At 38.6% G+C, this 14,831-nt stretch carries 16 protein-coding genes; 11 read left to right on the plus strand and 5 right to left on the minus strand.

Features of this window, described 5'->3' with window-relative positions:
* Window positions 1-7 precede the first annotated feature (7 nt).
* The 5 genes from OSJ91_RS07690 to OSJ91_RS07710 all read left to right on the plus strand — a co-directional run bounded on the left by OSJ91_RS07690 (window position 8) and on the right by OSJ91_RS07710 (window position 5,092).
* The gene (locus tag OSJ91_RS07690; protein ID WP_350301813.1) at window positions 8-1,072 is read left to right on the plus strand and encodes a sulfate/molybdate ABC transporter ATP-binding protein; all 1,065 of its coding nucleotides are present in this window, start codon (window positions 8-10) and stop codon (window positions 1,070-1,072) included.
* A 513-nt stretch (window positions 1,073-1,585) separates the two neighbouring features.
* Window positions 1,586-2,962 carry a C40 family peptidase gene (locus OSJ91_RS07695; protein WP_350301814.1) on the plus strand — a complete coding sequence of 459 codons (1,377 nt, stop codon included), beginning with the start codon at window positions 1,586-1,588 and terminating at the stop codon, window positions 2,960-2,962.
* A 196-nt stretch (window positions 2,963-3,158) separates the two neighbouring features.
* Entirely contained in the window at window positions 3,159-3,593 is a 435-nt protein-coding gene (locus OSJ91_RS07700) for a hypothetical protein (protein WP_350302816.1), read from the plus strand.
* Window positions 3,581-3,880 (plus strand): YxcD family protein, encoded by a 300-nt coding sequence (locus OSJ91_RS07705; protein WP_076366987.1) that lies wholly within the window; start codon window positions 3,581-3,583, stop codon window positions 3,878-3,880. The genes OSJ91_RS07700 and OSJ91_RS07705 overlap by 13 nt, the downstream gene beginning before the upstream one ends.
* Window positions 3,881-4,117: 237 nt before the next feature.
* Window positions 4,118-5,092 (plus strand): aldose 1-epimerase, encoded by a 975-nt coding sequence (locus tag OSJ91_RS07710; RefSeq protein ID WP_350301815.1) that lies wholly within the window; start codon window positions 4,118-4,120, stop codon window positions 5,090-5,092.
* A 40-nt stretch (window positions 5,093-5,132) separates the two neighbouring features.
* Here OSJ91_RS07710 and OSJ91_RS07715 read toward each other — a convergent pair whose 3' ends face one another.
* Window positions 5,133-6,521 (minus strand): amino acid permease, encoded by a 1,389-nt coding sequence (locus OSJ91_RS07715; RefSeq protein ID WP_350301816.1) that lies wholly within the window; start codon window positions 6,519-6,521, stop codon window positions 5,133-5,135.
* A 520-nt stretch (window positions 6,522-7,041) separates the two neighbouring features.
* Here OSJ91_RS07715 and OSJ91_RS07720 point away from each other — a divergent pair.
* The 3 genes from OSJ91_RS07720 (at window position 7,042) to OSJ91_RS07730 (ending at window position 9,132) form a co-directional block, all read left to right on the plus strand.
* Window positions 7,042-7,209 carry a YezD family protein gene (locus OSJ91_RS07720; protein WP_350301817.1) on the plus strand — a complete coding sequence of 56 codons (168 nt, stop codon included), beginning with the start codon at window positions 7,042-7,044 and terminating at the stop codon, window positions 7,207-7,209.
* Window positions 7,210-7,647: 438 nt separating this feature from the next.
* Window positions 7,648-8,433, plus strand: a complete 786-nt coding sequence (locus OSJ91_RS07725; protein WP_485891337.1) for a serine hydrolase — start codon at window positions 7,648-7,650, stop codon at window positions 8,431-8,433.
* Between the two features lie 90 nt (window positions 8,434-8,523).
* A complete protein-coding gene (locus OSJ91_RS07730) occupies window positions 8,524-9,132 on the plus strand; it encodes a YdcF family protein (protein WP_485891338.1) in 609 nt (202 codons plus the stop codon).
* Window positions 9,133-9,166: 34 nt separating this feature from the next.
* Here OSJ91_RS07730 and OSJ91_RS07735 read toward each other — a convergent pair whose 3' ends face one another.
* Window positions 9,167-9,427: a hypothetical protein gene (locus OSJ91_RS07735; RefSeq protein ID WP_350301820.1), complete on the minus strand. Its 261-nt coding sequence runs from the start codon at window positions 9,425-9,427 to the stop codon at window positions 9,167-9,169.
* A 289-nt stretch (window positions 9,428-9,716) separates the two neighbouring features.
* On the opposite strand from OSJ91_RS07735, the gene cspC reads away from it, so the two are divergent.
* Entirely contained in the window at window positions 9,717-9,917 is a 201-nt protein-coding gene (gene cspC / locus OSJ91_RS07740; protein ID WP_034314312.1) for a cold shock protein CspC, read from the plus strand.
* Window positions 9,918-10,038: 121 nt separating this feature from the next.
* Here the strand turns inward: cspC and OSJ91_RS07745 are convergent, their stop codons facing one another.
* The 3 genes from OSJ91_RS07745 to OSJ91_RS07755 all read right to left on the minus strand — a co-directional run bounded on the left by OSJ91_RS07745 (window position 10,039) and on the right by OSJ91_RS07755 (window position 12,241).
* Window positions 10,039-10,206, minus strand: a complete 168-nt coding sequence (locus tag OSJ91_RS07745) for a hypothetical protein (protein WP_164855016.1) — start codon at window positions 10,204-10,206, stop codon at window positions 10,039-10,041.
* An 830-nt stretch (window positions 10,207-11,036) separates the two neighbouring features.
* Window positions 11,037-11,183 (minus strand): hypothetical protein, encoded by a 147-nt coding sequence (locus OSJ91_RS07750; RefSeq protein ID WP_350301821.1) that lies wholly within the window; start codon window positions 11,181-11,183, stop codon window positions 11,037-11,039.
* 149 nt (window positions 11,184-11,332) lie between these two features.
* Entirely contained in the window at window positions 11,333-12,241 is a 909-nt protein-coding gene (locus OSJ91_RS07755) for a LysR family transcriptional regulator (RefSeq protein ID WP_350301822.1), read from the minus strand.
* A gap of 188 nt (window positions 12,242-12,429) precedes the next feature.
* Between OSJ91_RS07755 and OSJ91_RS07760 the strand changes: the two genes are divergently transcribed.
* Window positions 12,430-13,602, plus strand: coding sequence for an acyl-CoA dehydrogenase family protein (locus tag OSJ91_RS07760; RefSeq protein WP_485891339.1), 1,173 nt, complete (start codon window positions 12,430-12,432; stop codon window positions 13,600-13,602).
* Between the two features lie 20 nt (window positions 13,603-13,622).
* Window positions 13,623-14,804, plus strand: a complete 1,182-nt coding sequence (locus OSJ91_RS07765; RefSeq protein WP_485891340.1) for a CaiB/BaiF CoA transferase family protein — start codon at window positions 13,623-13,625, stop codon at window positions 14,802-14,804.
* The last annotated feature ends 27 nt before the right edge of the window (window positions 14,805-14,831 follow it).

Genomic DNA, 14,831 nt, shown 5'->3' on the forward strand with positions numbered 1-14,831 from the left:
GAATGAAATGAGTATCATCATTGAAAATGTTACAAAATATTACGGGTCCTATCAAGCACTTCGGAACATCGATTTGGAAATAAAAAGCGGTGAACTTGTAGCCCTACTTGGCCCTTCAGGATCAGGAAAAACGTCATTACTGCGTATCATCGCCGGTCTTGAACAAGCTGAGAACGGAAAGATCCTCTTTAATGAAGAGAATTACACGCATAAACATGTAAAAGATCGAAATGTGGGTTTCGTCTTTCAGCATTATGCCCTTTTTCGCAATATGACCATTTTTGATAATATTGCCTATGGATTAAAGGTCCGACCTAGAAAAATAAGGCCCAGTAAAGAAGTTATTGCACAAAAGGTTACCGAATTGCTTCAACTCGTCAAGCTGGAAGGATATAAAGATCGTTATCCATCGCAATTATCAGGCGGCCAGCGCCAGCGTGTCGCATTGGCAAGGGCACTTGCAGTTGAACCGAATATCCTCTTGCTTGATGAACCATTCGGGGCATTGGATGCCAAGGTTCGCAAAGAACTTCGGCGTTGGCTAAGAAGACTTCATGATGAATTCAATGTTACAAGTGTGTTCGTGACGCATGATCAGGAAGAGGCGATGGATGTTGCTGATCGGGTCGTAATCATGAATGAAGGGAAAATTGAACAGATTGGAACTCCGGAAGAAGTATATGATCACCCGGAAAATCCATTCGTTTATGATTTTCTCGGCAGTGTCAATCTTTTCAAGGGCAACGTTCACCAAGGGAAATTGGTAACTGGGAATGTGGAAATGAATGCCCCGGGCAGTGAAGATGGAGCGGGCACTGGTTATGTAAGGGCTCATAACTTTATCATAGAAAGAGAACCAACAGAAAAGGATTCGATCGCATCCATAATTGAGCACATTCATACAATTGGCCCCATCGTCCGGATAGAAGTCATTCGTCAGGATACAAACGAACCGCTGGAAATCGAACTGACGAAAGAACAATATTTGAATCTGGAAATAAGCAAAGGAGAAAGGGTATTCGTCCGACCAAAAGAATTGAAAGTTTTTGTCGACTTTATGGCTGGAATTTAAGGATGGGTCGAATATTGACGGAAAAACCGCTGATGAGCGGTTTTTTTTATGGGAATGCTAACGGACTTTCCGTATGAAGGGTAAATGAGCTGCAATCTGTTACAAATGGGCCTCCATGCATTCGAAAGTGGTGAGTTTTTACCTGCCAATAGTCCATGGTCCCTTGGTGCTAAACACTAGATAGAAAGTCTTGCATCAAAATACGAAGGTGATTATGTAAGATATTGGATGTTTTATCACGTGGAAACGTCGAATTTTTATGTTTAATGTTAAAATTGAAATATAATTGTAATATTGTTATTACGTATTTGACAAAATCTGATGATATACTACGACTTAGATGAAAACATAGTAGAGTTTAAGAAATGTATTTAATATTATCTCAACCTTAGAAGATTACATAAAGAGTAAAAAAAATAGAGAAGAGTTCCCAGCAATTTATTTTGACTAAGTATTTTTCATAGAGAAAAAGAAGTGGGTCGATGGAAATGCAAGGGGAGGAAAGCAGGGGAAATGAGTTTGAAGAAAAAACTTATCGTATTGAACACGACAATTATGCTTGGATTAGGAAGCGCTTTTGCCATACCGTCTGTAAAAGCTGAATCTATCACGGATATTCAATCACAACGTACAGGAATACAATCAGATATTTCAGAGGCAGAACAAGTTATTCAGCAATTGAAAAAAGAACAATCGAAAATGAATGCCCAAATTGCCCAGATCGAATCGGCAATGAAAGAAAATGACCAAAAAATCAAAGATACTAAACAAGAAATTAAAGACACCGAAAAAGACATAGATTCTTTAAAGAAAGAAATTAAAGCGTTGGAAGAAAGAATCGCAAAACGCGAGGAAGTCTTGAAAGAGCGCGCACTTTCTTTCCAAGAGAGCGGCGGGGACGTTGAGTACCTAGAAGTTGTTTTAGGTTCTAAAAGCTTTGGTGAATTCGTTAATCGTGTTGGAGCGGTAGCCACTATCGTGGAAGCTGACCAACAGATTCTTAGCGAGCAGGAAGCGGATAAAGCTGACTTAGAAAAAAAACAAGCGACCGTTGAGAAAAAATTGCAAAGCCTTAAGGATATGGAAGTAGAGCTTAAAGGCATGCAATCGCAAATTAAAGATCAAAAAGCTGAAACTGTTAACATGAAGGCTAAGATTGAAAAGAAGGAATCGGAAACAGAAGCACTAAAACAATCTTTAGAGAATAAAGATGCCGGTTTAGAAGCACAAATTGCATCCATCCGTGAAAATATCAAAAAAGAGGAAGAACGTAAAGCAGCAGAGAAAGCAGATCTTGACCGTGCTGCTGAAGAAGTGAGTACTTCAAATTCTTCCAGTGAAGAATCATCAAGCTCTTCTAACGAAGAATCATCAAGTTCTTCTAAAGGCGAAGCTTCGGCAAAAAGCTCATCTAAAGGTGAATCATCTTCAAATTCATCTAAAAACAGTTCTGCTGCTAAACCTGCAGCCAGTAAAACTGAAACATCAAGCAAGCCAAGCAGTGCAAATACAGGCTCTGCCATTACAGCAGGTTATAAATATATCGGTAACTCCACATATAAATTTGGTGGCGGAAGAACGGCATCCGATATTGCTAACGGTCTTTTCGATTGTTCAGGATTCGTTGCATGGGCTTATAAACAAGCTGGTGTTAACCTTCCAGCAAGTACGGATGCATTGAAAAATGCAGGACGTCAAGTATCTAAGAGCCAAATACAACCTGGAGATTTAGTGTTCTTCAATACCTATAAAACTGATGGGCATGTCGGTATTTATGTCGGCGGCGGCAAATTTATCGGTTCCCAAAGTTCAACAGGTGTTGCAATCGCCAATATGGAAAGCGGATATTGGGCAGGTGTATTCAACGGCCGTGTCGTTCGTGTAAACTAATAGTTCAATAATAAGCAGGGGAGAAAATGCCCCTGCTTATTTTTTTGAAAAAAAATCGAAAAAAATGAAACTTATTTTGAATTTCAACGTAAATACTATAAGATAAAACAAGGATAGGTGATGTGGACTTCAGTAACTCTGGGAAAACATATAAAGAAACATCATTCCATACTATAAACGGAGGCAAAAAAACATGATGAAAAAATTTATGGCTGCATTACTTACAATTACACTAGCATTCTCGCCAGTCGGCACTTACGTATTCCAGGATCATGCGGAATCAGTCGATGCAAGGGGTTACAAGTCAGGCAAAAGAAGCTTTAACAGCAACAACAATAATAATTCGAATTTCCAAAATAAAGAAACGAAGAAGTCCGATGCTACTACTGCCAATAAAGCTAAGAGTGGAAACACATTCGCAAAAGGCGGCTTAATGAAAGGAATTATGCTAGGTGGACTGGCTGGTTTACTTTTTGGAAGCCTATTCGCCAATATGGGAATGCTTGGTTCTATACTTGGTCTATTAATCAACGTGTTGGCGGTTGTGGTATTAATCGTTGTAATCCGTAAGATATTCACATATTTCAAAGATAAGAAGAAGAAAGAGGATACAAACCCATGGAGAGGCTAAAGATATCCGAACAAGATATCATCAATGCGGTTTGTGTTTACATTGCCCGTAAAAAGCAGGTACAGCCCAATGAGGTGGAAGTCGAGTTAATGTATGATGATGATTATGGCTTTTCGGCGGAAGCGTTTGTCGATGGCCGGAAACAAGTGTTAATTACCATCAACTTGATAGAAGCGCTTCGCTTATGGCTGGATGAATATATGAATAAAGATCCATACTCGGGTATTGAACTTGTTTTGGATGATGAAGAAGGCATAGTGGCTTTAGTAAGTGAAAGTAATAGATAAGTAAAAAGGATGCCGTAACGGCATCCTTTTTTTATTTAATGAGGTACAACTTGATCGGGCGAAGGAAAAAGATAAAAGAGAAATAGAAAAATAGTAAAGCAAACAAAGCAAAATGCTAGATTACCAACACATTTGTTAAATACAGATAGATTATAACGAATTATATTTTCCATTTGTTGCAAAAAATGGTCTGTGGAAGTAGGATGGATATATGTTCAAGTCAAAGGAGGAGAATAAGTGACAGGTTACATAGAAGATATCACTTTTTTAAATGAAAAGGCCATAAAGTTCGGCAATGAAAAAGTGGAAGCGATACTTGCGCCATCTTTAGGAAGCAATCTGCTTTCGCTTAAGTACAAGCATAAGGATATTGAGGTGCTGCGAACTCCGGTTAGTCTGGAAGAGTATAAAAAAGCTCCCATTTTATACGGAATGCCTATCCTGTTTCCTCCTAATCGGATTGAAGGTGGTCAATTTACATATAAGGGGACTGAGTATAGGTTTCCGGTCAATGAAAGGGGAAAATTCAATCATATACATGGTTTTTTACATGACAAGCCTTGGCAAGTCTGCAAAAAGGAAGTGAACGGGAAAGAAATCGTCATTAATACTGAATTTTCAAGCAGTGAATTTGATCTAAAAGATAGCTTTCCACAAGATATCACTGTGAATATGTCTTTATCTTTAAGGGCTGAAACATTGGATATAAAATTGGAAATCACCAACAAGGGCATTGAACCCTTTCCGTGGGGGGCAGGCTATCATACTGTATTCAATTTTCCATTTGGACCAGGGGGGAAATTGGAGGATTGCAGAATATCTCTTCCCGTCAATAAACATTGGGAGTTGAATGAAAGGTCATTGCCCACTGGTGCAATTCATGAAACGGCCGATACAATGGAAATCCAAAACGGCTTTAGCTTGGAGGGCCGGCTGTTTGATGACCTATTTGGCTATGATGAGGAAAGAGCCCTCGAAAACGAGTGCATTCTCACTGACCAAGAGGCTGGCATACATGTCATCTATCATGCCGATCAACATTTTATGTTTTGGGTATTATTCAACCAGGAGGGGTTCGTCTGTCCTGAACCATATACATGGGTAACGAATGCTCCTAATTTGGATTTGTCAGCAAAATTGACCGGATTGAGGGAGTTAAGATCTGGTGAAACTGTTCAGCTGAGAACTAGATTGGCAATAAAGGATATATAAAAAAACACCTTGGCACTTATTTGTGCCAAGGTGTTTAAGGTTATGCTTTTTTTCTCATCCAGAGTGGGTATAGGACGATTCCGAATACATATAAGGCAATGCCAAGTATGAATGTATTCATATCGGCTGTACCTGTCTTGATGACCCAGATCGAGTAGATTAACGCCAGGATGGTGATAATTCCATCACGTACCCTTGAGCCTTTCATGATGTCATAGGTTTCCCCAGTCATGACCAGTTTCAATTGATACAGAACGGATGCAAGATACGGAATCAAGTAAGCGAGTGTAGCGACGATCATCGAAAATTTATAAGCCTCTAAAATCGTACCCGAAATAGTGGAGAATAAGAATATCTGTGTCATGATATTTGTTATTGTCATAGAACGGACGGGTGTGCCATTTTTGTTTGCTTTCGCAAAATAGGCCGGAAACAAATCCGATTTCGCTGCCTGGTAAGGAACTTCTGAGGCAACGACAATCCATCCGATTGTCGATCCCAATAAGGAAATGACGGCAAGAGCAGCCATTATATAAGTGCCGCTTGAACCAACTACCGCTTGTAGTGCGTCAACAAGCGGTTTTTGTGATATTTTCAACTCGTCTTGTGATATGGCACCCATCGTCAATAAAGTAATGCCGATATAAATGGCAACAGCGATAAGTAAACCAAAAATCGTCGCTTTCTTTACATCATTTTGTGACTTGGCACGGTTTGAAAGCATGACGGCAGCTTCGATACCGATGAAGGCCCATAATGTTGAAATTGCAGCTGCATTCACTTGATCACCTAAAGAGACGGCTGAACCCGCCTTATCATAAAATTCAGCTCCGTTTCCTAGATTGGAAGTGTCGAAGATGAATATTGTGATAATGATGAAAAATAAGAATCCAAGCACTTTGGTAACTGTAGCAAAAAGATTCATTTTCCCAGCACTGTTAAAACTTCTTACCAAGATTGCCTGAATCCCCCAAAGGGCAATGGAACATACCGCAAACGTTAATGCTTTACCTAGTTCAAGTTGAAACGAACCCGCTGTATAAATCACTTTCGTACTATGCATCACCGGGAAAAACGTTGATAGGTAACCAGCAAATGAGATGATGACAGAAGCTGTCGCAGCCCAATTCGCAGCCCAATAGCCCCAAGCCATGCTATACCCTGAAACCCTTCCTTTAGCAGGAGATTTAAATAATGATTGGGCATAACTTTGCGGTCCAGCCTTCAAATCCGGTTTCCGGACTGCCAGGTTACCAAACACTAAAGCTATTAGAAAAACTCCCAGTCCAGTAACAATCCATGCCAATGTCGCCCCTAATGGACTGGATACCTGTGCTAATTGAGCAGGGAGCATAAAAATTCCGCCGCCGACCATATTTCCAATTACGAATGTGGTCAAAATCAATAAACCCCATTTTTTATTTACCATTTATATCGAACCTTTCTTATATACAATATGTGTGTTTATACCGACAACTTATACTAAAATAGTATATCTCAAATAGTTTAGTTTGGTAAAGTGGTAAATAAGTAAAATGTAAAACGCAGACTAATCAGAAAATTTAAACGCAATATTGACAATAGGAGAAAAATGGATTATATTAGTAAATACCAAGTTAGTTGGTAAGAATAATATGGTTTGTTGCTTGAATCGTATTTTTCTATAAGATAAGCATCCCGAATATTGCCGATTAGTCAACTAAAGGCACCCTTACATCTAATCTAATTAGATGGCGGGTGCCTTTTATTTATAGTGAGGGGAGGGGAATATGGAGTTCCTATTAACTGGTTATTCTTATTCGGAAAGTAAAGTGATGAGGATATGATAGGTAAACCAAGTTCCTCAAGAAAACATTGAAAGTGGGAAGCACCTGCGCTTTTCATGAGATCACTTTTAACATTAGGCATGAAACGAAGCTTTATTACCAGTAGTGAAGGGGAGAGATATTATGGAAAAGAAAGAAGAATTGAAAATCATGCATATCATTTCAAGCTTGGAAGATCTGCAATATGGATCAGTTTTAATAACCGTACATGATGGTAAAATCACACAGGTGGATACAACCGAGAAGAAACGATTCCCATTAGCGAAGAGCCGGGCAGTTAATGCCAGATGAATAATAGTTATTGAGGGAGCTTTCGATATGAAGGCTCTTAAACTGTAGACAAAATCGATAATAATTAAGATTGCCTACGTTTTTTTTGAGGGAGTGTAAAATATGATCGTTGATTTCCTCTCCAGGCACTCGCTTTCCGCGGGCGGTCCGGGAGCCTCCTCGGCGCTCTTGGCGCCTGTGGGGTCTCCCTTGGACGCGCTTTTCCCGCAGGAGTCTCGCACCCTCCGTTCCAATCAACTAGTTTAAAAATCCAGACGGACCCCCTTTTGTAAATAAACTCGGAGCTTTCGATATAAAGGCTCTTTTTTTTATACAATAATTTATTCAATGTGGAATTTATAAGAAGATTGTACTGCTTTTAACATGGTAGAATAAGTTAGGGTATAAGGTATTTTTTTTAAGGGATTAAATGATATATAAGGGAGGAACAGGGGATAGATGACCTTACAGACTATAGAACATGATATCTTGGCATTAGTTGAAACATTTGATGGGAGAATCGCATATAAAATTGAAAATGGTCTTGGGGACACGATTGGATATCACGAGAATGAATCCTTTCAATCAGCGAGTTTAATCAAAATACCAATGATCATCGAAGGTTATCGTCAAAGTGAACAAAAGAAAATTTATTTGAACCAACCAGTGACCATCCCGCCTAATGAAGTGACTGGGGGTTCCGGGGTCCTGCATGTCTTATCGAACAAGGTATTTTTAACCGTAGAGGATTTATTGACATTGATGATAACCGTTTCCGACAATACATCCACGAATATGATGATGAACCTGCTGGGCTTTGAGGAAATCAATCAATGCATCAAGGAACTTGGTTTGAAAAATACTGTCCTTGAACGAAAAATGCAGGATTTTAAGGCACTAAAAGAAGGGCGCGACAATACCATATCGGCGGAAGATACGATTACCTGCTTAAAAGCCATACATACAGGCAACTTTTTAACGAAAGAAAGCCAGGAAAGAATATTGCGTGTATTTGACAATCAGCAATTAAGGGATAAACTTCCATCACTGATGGGCAGAGGGGTCAAGGTCGCAAGCAAAACGGGCGGAATTCGGGGAGTTGCCCATGATTGTGCAATCATTCGGTCAGAAACACAAACTGTTTATGCTGCAGTTCTTACTGAAGATATGAAATCAGAGGAAGAAAGCCGTCAAGTAATCAGTAAAATTGGAAAACTGATATATGATGATATGGTTGCAGAATAAGCTGTTGAATTCAATATTTTTGGAAGAGCGGGAAGTCCTTCATGATTTCCCGCTCTTCGATCTTAGTTATGAGGGAGTTAGTGGGAAAGCATGTTATATAAGGAAAAGAAAAAGAAGCGGGGGAAAACTTTAAAGAAATTTTGTGTAATTAGCGTTATTGCAGTACTGGGGTATTTTGGTTTTTTGCACATGAAAATTCAAGAAACCATTCACCAGCAAATTCCGGAACATGCCGATTATCTCATTATTCTTGGAGCAAGGGTCAAAGGTTCGGTGCCATCATTATCCTTACAATACAGGATAGATAAAGCTGCAGAATATTTATCGGCTAATAAACAGACAGTGGCCATTGTATCTGGCGGCAAAGGACCGGGAGAAGAAATATCGGAAGCAAAAGCAATGCAACAGGGACTAATCGCCCAAGGAATTGAAGAGGCACGCATCATGATGGAAGACAAATCTACAACAACTCAGGAAAATATTGTTTTCTCAAAAGAACTCATTCCTGATACAGCAGCTCCAGGATTGATCGTTAGTAATGACTTTCATATCTACCGGGCAGTCGAAATAGCAAAAAGAGAAGGCTTGGACATAAAAGGAATGCCGGCAAAGACACCAAAAGTGTCACTATTGAAATCATATACCCGTGAATATCTGGCAATTACCAAATACTATTTGACCGAGTTGATTGGGAGGTAAATTGGAATTCTTTTAAAGATGTGGGGTGCTTTCATTATTCGACTTCCACGACAACATTAGGAACTTCCCAAAAATCTTTCTCTTGATATAGCTCCTTTAGTGTTTTATAAACGGGATACCCGGTATGGGAAATCTCGACTCGTTCATCAGCATCCACTTCTTCCACATCTATATCATCAACAAAACCAAGTTGATCATCGATTTCCATTAAATAATACCCGAGTGCCTCATACCCGCTATAGGCTACAATAACCTTACTGTCAAAACCGCTATTAGAAACTTTGTAATATTTCATTGAGTGGCCTCCTTGTTGATCATTCTTAAAATGAAAATCGTACGGTTTCTTATTACTCTGATATACCCATTAATTACTATCTGAATCATTAAATTGGATAAATAAAGAAAATAGGAAGTCAAAAAGAATGTGAAGCCAACTTAAAATATCACTCGAAAATTTGCTATCTGCATCAATTCATGTTAATCTAATAAAGAATTGTTTTTGGTTATGGAAGAGGATACTCGTTATTTTCCAAATGATTAAAAATAGTAATACAATGTGTGTTATGCACTAGGAGGCAACAACAATGGAACAAGGTACAGTTAAATGGTTTAATGCAGAAAAAGGTTTTGGATTTATCGAACGCGAAAACGGAGACGATGTATTCGTACATTTCTCAGCTATCCAAAGCGAAGGCTTCAAATCTTTAGACGAAGGTCAAAAAGTAACTTTCGAAGTTGAGCAAGGTGCACGTGGAGCTCAAGCTGCTAACGTTCAAAAAGCTTAATTTTAAAATTAAATCGTAACCTATATGAACAGACTTCCTCGGGAGTCTGTTTTTTATTGTGCTAAAAAATGAAAGCAAAAAAAATCCCACTCTGACTGAGTAGGTTTTTAGTGACTTGTCATTAAGCTTTTTTTAATTCTTCCTCAAAGAAAAAAGTAGTCGGATGTTCTTTAACAGTATAAGAATATCTTTTCATGTTTTTTACATATGCCCATTTATTAATGGTTACTGATTCATTAGTATCCTGAATAGTTACTGTTTCACCAGTATTATACTTATTGCTTTTCAATTTAGCCACCCTCTTTAATAATAGTATAACATATTTGGCAGTGAAAGATGTGTTCAAGATATTCCAATGATAAAAAGGGGCATGCCATGTCATTCAGTTTGCTGGACAAAAGCTAAAAGCCTAATGGTGATTGTTTAACTGTGAATGAAAAAAACAGCCACATGTTCCCTGGTTTTACAGGAATCACGTGGCTATGATTAGAAGGTTTTCAAGTGATCACGCTTAATGCCGGTTATTTAAAACGCCCAATCCCCATTACGGAAGACAGGTTCTGAAGTGCCGTCCTGTTTGATGCCATCGATGTGGGCTGGAAACATTGATATATAAGGGTTTTGTAGTTTTTGAATAAAAGGATAAAAATGGATTGTAAAAAAACTACTTTTCTGTGACCACATGTGACCACTGCGTGACCAGAGAAAGTACAGTTATAATCAGCCTTAACAGTAAATATTGTTCCTTACAATAAGCCTCTCAAACTTAGAGAGAGGCTTATTTGTATTCCTTATTAATTTGGAATACAAATAAATAGTATTGAATCATTGTGTTTCTTGATCGGGGGTGATTTTCACCAAAACCATGGTCTCATTTTTATATTTAATGAGTAGCACTTCCACTCCCACACTCAAAGTGCTATTTGTGATGATAAGCGTATTAGAGTTCTGTTCTCTAGCCTCTGAAACTTCGTTGCTCCGCTCCTTACATTCAAAAGTGGAACATCAAAACACCTTTTGCATTTAAGAAAGGGTTTTGATACTATTTACCTCCAGCACTTTATGACAATGAAAAGACCCATGCTACCTTAATTGATAACATGGGTAAATGATTATGTATTATGCTAGTTTTTCTTCTCCTTCAACATCTTGAATTATTTTAAGTGCTTCTATATAACTTGATGCATATGTATGATTAAGTTTTTCTGTGACTGTATTACAAATCAATTCTTCATCAATAACATCAATTCCATCAAATGCTGTCATACTTCACATTCATGTCTTCTAAATGGATTCCTTACCTGTACAAGTTATAGTTACTGTAACCAATTAATTGTAATGGGTTCTCAGGAGATTGTTGTTTTTGGAATTTTGATGTAATTTTAACAGGCAATTGACGAGCTGTGCTTGGTACCTCATTCTAATTTGGAGATATGTAATTTTATGCATTTTAAAAACTCTCTGGTTGCAAAAGAAAAATGTTTTTTCTTTGACCTTACCCATCCGAAGGATCGGCGGTTGGAATCGAAATTTTTTAAAGGTATTGGGATAATTTCTCCACTTTTAACATAATGATCATCTTTTAGTGCTATATCCATCAAAAAGCTAATCGCCAATTCTTCTGAAACGGCTTTTTTGATGACTTCAGTATTGTTTGAAGTAAATAAAATATTCATTGGGCCGTATCTATTCATAAATAGAGAAATGGAATCTTTCCATCTTCCCCCATCATACATAACTACTGTTTCGTTGATTAATTCCTCAGGAGTTAAATAGTCACTGAATGCCAATGGAGAATGCTTATTAACACATACCATTATTTCCCCTTCTAATAGTGTTTCGAAAACTAACTCTTCATGAGCATCCCAATCAATTTCATCGATCATCGCTAATCCAAAGTCAATCTTACCTTTTAAAACATCTTCAATAATTTTTGGTGATTTTTTTTCCGTCATGACAATACGGAAGTTGGGATAGTCTTTTTTGAAGTTTGATAATGATTTGAGTAAAATTGGCGTGAAGAAGCTGGCGCTGGCAGATAGATGTATTTCTCCATTTATTAAGGATGTTTGCGCTTGCGATTCTTCTTGTATTTCATGTAGTTTAACTACAATTTCATACGCTTTTTTTATGATGTTTTTGCCTTCAGCTGTCGGTATAGCGCCTAACCGTGAACGTGTAAACAAATTAATTCCTAATTCTTGTTCTAAATTGGTAATAGCCTTACTAATTGTAGACTGAGAAACATGAAGATTTTGTGCAGCGATGGAAATAGAACGTGTTTTAGTCACTTCAACAATATATTTTAATTGTTCAATATGCATAAATTTTTACTCCTTTATATGAATTTCATTCAAGTAAATATGATATATAGCCATTTTACATTATTTATAACCATATATAAAATAGATTTAGAATATTAAAATTATTCAATCTATAATTGGGATCGATTAAAAAACAGTTGAAAGCGTTTTCGATTCCTCTGAAACTTAAGAATGAAAGGAGTAAAAGTATGCAGGATGTACAAAGCGAGAATGAAGAGAGTTTACGAGATAAGCTGCTTTATTTCATTTACAACGAGTTGTTGCCGTTTGAGAGAGAAAACGAAATTGACTCAGAAAAAGAAATTCCGATGGAACATATCCAGTGGGTAAGAAAGAGATCTAAGGAGTTAGGGTTTTACGGAATCAGTCTTCCTAAAGAGTTAGGAGGACAATTACTTAACCTGAAAGGGCTATGTGTCTTGAAGGAGGAATTGACAAAATCCGGTGCGGTTCTTTGGGGGCACGTATTAGGTGAAATTGGAGGACCTTTGCGAATCGGTAAAATGTTAAAGGTATTTTCCCCGGAACAAAGAGAAAAGTATGTAATGCCGGTTATCAATGCAGAAGCGGGATGTTGTTTTGCGTTGTCTGAACCCGAGGCGGGATCAGATGCTAAAGCAATTCAAACGACGGCAGTACGAGCCGGTGATGACTACATTTTACAGGGTAAAAAGCATTTTATTAGCGCAGCCCCTTATGCAGATTGGGCCATCGTGATTGCAAAAGAGATCGTTGAGGAAGGCGGTGAAAGAGTTACCGCGTTTATTGTGGAGAAAAAATTGCAGGGAAAGTCAGGTTTTGAATTAGGGGAAATTCAAGTACCGATTTCGGGAGAACGGAGTACAGCGGAGCTTATCTTTAATCATTGTCGAGTCCCATCTTCCAATATTCTCGGTGAACCGGGCAAGGGTTTGTTGCTGGGACTCAGCAGGATAAATGAAAACCGAGCATCGTGGGGGGCTACCTACCTCGGCGTGGCTCAGCGGCTTCTAAACTTATCCATTGAGCATGCCAAGCATCGGGTTCAGTTCGGTCGACCGATTGGGGAATTTCAAGCAATTCAACATATGTTAGCGGAGATGGCGACTGAAATTTACGCCGCACGTAGCATGCTCTACGATGTAATCGAAAAGATTGATAACGGTGAAGATGTGAAAGGGGCTTCATCCATGGTTAAAGTTTTTTCCTCAGAGGTCGCCAATCGAGTTGCCGATAAAGCCGTTCAAATTTTTGGCGGGCAAGGGTTAATGAAAGGGCACCCAGTCGAGAAAATGTATAGAGACGTACGGATGTTTAGGATTCTAACTGGTACATCCGAAATTCAGAAAAACACTATTGCCAAAGAATTGCTGAAGAAATAAGAGAAGAAGGTGTGAGTATTTTGTCTGAATATCAAAAAAAAATTAAAGTGCTAGATTTAACTCGTTTATTACCTGGACCTTATTGCACGATGCTGCTAGGCGATTTGGGAATGGATGTAATTAAAATTGAAGACACGGAACATGGCGATGCAACTAGAAAATCAGCCTCATTGTTCAACATCCTTAATCGAAATAAGAAATCGGTTGCCCTTGATTTAAAACACCCGAAGGGAAGAGAATTATTTCTTACACTTTCTCAAAAAGCGGATGTCATCGTAGAAGGATTCCGCCCGGGGGTGATGAATCGTTTGGGGCTTGGCTATAAAGACATTAAAGCGGTAAATCCGCGTATCATCTATTGCTCGTTATCTGGTTTTGGGCAAACGGGACCGTATAAAGATCGTCCGGGACATGATTTGAACTATTTAGCCATGGCCGGAATGGTTGGTATTCCATCCCAAATGGAGTTCCCTACGGGGAGACCTGCGACCCGGGTTTCTGACTTTGCAGGCGGTCTTATGGCTGCTCTTTCTATTCTTAGTGCACTACATGAATTACAAAGTTCGAAGGTAGGTCGGTATATAGATGTGGCTATGACTGATGTCATGGCTTCATGGGTCGGAATGTTCCTTCCTTACTTGGTAAAAGATGGGGCTGTGCTATCCAAAGAAGAGTTTCATTTGGTGATGCCAGGAAATGATATGTATGAAACGAAGGACAAGCAATGGCTAACTCTTGGGATGAATGAAGATAAATTTTGGAGAAACCTGATAGAATCCCTTCAGGAAGAGTTTCCAAGTATAGCCATTGACCAATGGAAAAATCCAATAATAAGAATGAAAAAAAAGGTGGAACTCCATTTTCTCTTGAAAGGGATCTTTCTATCAAAACCATTACATTACTGGGAAAGTCTCTTAACTGTAAACGATATTCCTTGGGCGCCCGTCCAAAATGCGAATGATGTGTTCAATAACAGGCATTTCAGAGAACGGGGTATTATCGGGGAGATGGTCAACCCTGAAACGGGCGATTTAGAATACCAAGTGGGGTTTCCCGCACTTTTCTCAACCAGGCTTGACGTGTATCGTAACACTGCCCCGCAGTTGGGACAGCATACTGAGGAAATACTCGGGAATTTAGGCTACCAAAAAGAATTTATACATGATTTAGTCGCTAAAAATATTACGAAAATCAAAAGTTAAATTCAATTTATCATTTTCGAATTTTAA

This window comes from Bacillus sp. T-10(2022) (assembly GCF_056502895.1).

What these genes read in the sequence shown, in the direction of transcription:
- OSJ91_RS07690 (WP_350301813.1), top strand. Translation starts at nt 8, where the DNA reads ATGAGTATCATCATTGAAAATGTTACAAAATATTACGGGTCCTATCAA.
- OSJ91_RS07695 (WP_350301814.1), top strand. Translation starts at nt 1,586, where the DNA reads ATGAGTTTGAAGAAAAAACTTATCGTATTGAACACGACAATTATGCTT.
- OSJ91_RS07700 (WP_350302816.1), top strand. Translation starts at nt 3,159, where the DNA reads ATGAAAAAATTTATGGCTGCATTACTTACAATTACACTAGCATTCTCG.
- OSJ91_RS07705 (WP_076366987.1), top strand. Translation starts at nt 3,581, where the DNA reads ATGGAGAGGCTAAAGATATCCGAACAAGATATCATCAATGCGGTTTGT.
- OSJ91_RS07715 (WP_350301816.1), bottom strand. Translation starts at nt 6,521, where the DNA reads ATGGTAAATAAAAAATGGGGTTTATTGATTTTGACCACATTCGTAATT.
- OSJ91_RS07720 (WP_350301817.1), top strand. Translation starts at nt 7,042, where the DNA reads ATGGAAAAGAAAGAAGAATTGAAAATCATGCATATCATTTCAAGCTTG.
- OSJ91_RS07725 (WP_485891337.1), top strand. Translation starts at nt 7,648, where the DNA reads ATGACCTTACAGACTATAGAACATGATATCTTGGCATTAGTTGAAACA.
- OSJ91_RS07730 (WP_485891338.1), top strand. Translation starts at nt 8,524, where the DNA reads ATGTTATATAAGGAAAAGAAAAAGAAGCGGGGGAAAACTTTAAAGAAA.
- OSJ91_RS07735 (WP_350301820.1), bottom strand. Translation starts at nt 9,427, where the DNA reads ATGAAATATTACAAAGTTTCTAATAGCGGTTTTGACAGTAAGGTTATT.
- cspC (WP_034314312.1), top strand. Translation starts at nt 9,717, where the DNA reads ATGGAACAAGGTACAGTTAAATGGTTTAATGCAGAAAAAGGTTTTGGA.
- OSJ91_RS07750 (WP_350301821.1), bottom strand. Translation starts at nt 11,183, where the DNA reads ATGACAGCATTTGATGGAATTGATGTTATTGATGAAGAATTGATTTGT.
- OSJ91_RS07755 (WP_350301822.1), bottom strand. Translation starts at nt 12,241, where the DNA reads ATGCATATTGAACAATTAAAATATATTGTTGAAGTGACTAAAACACGT.
- OSJ91_RS07760 (WP_485891339.1), top strand. Translation starts at nt 12,430, where the DNA reads ATGCAGGATGTACAAAGCGAGAATGAAGAGAGTTTACGAGATAAGCTG.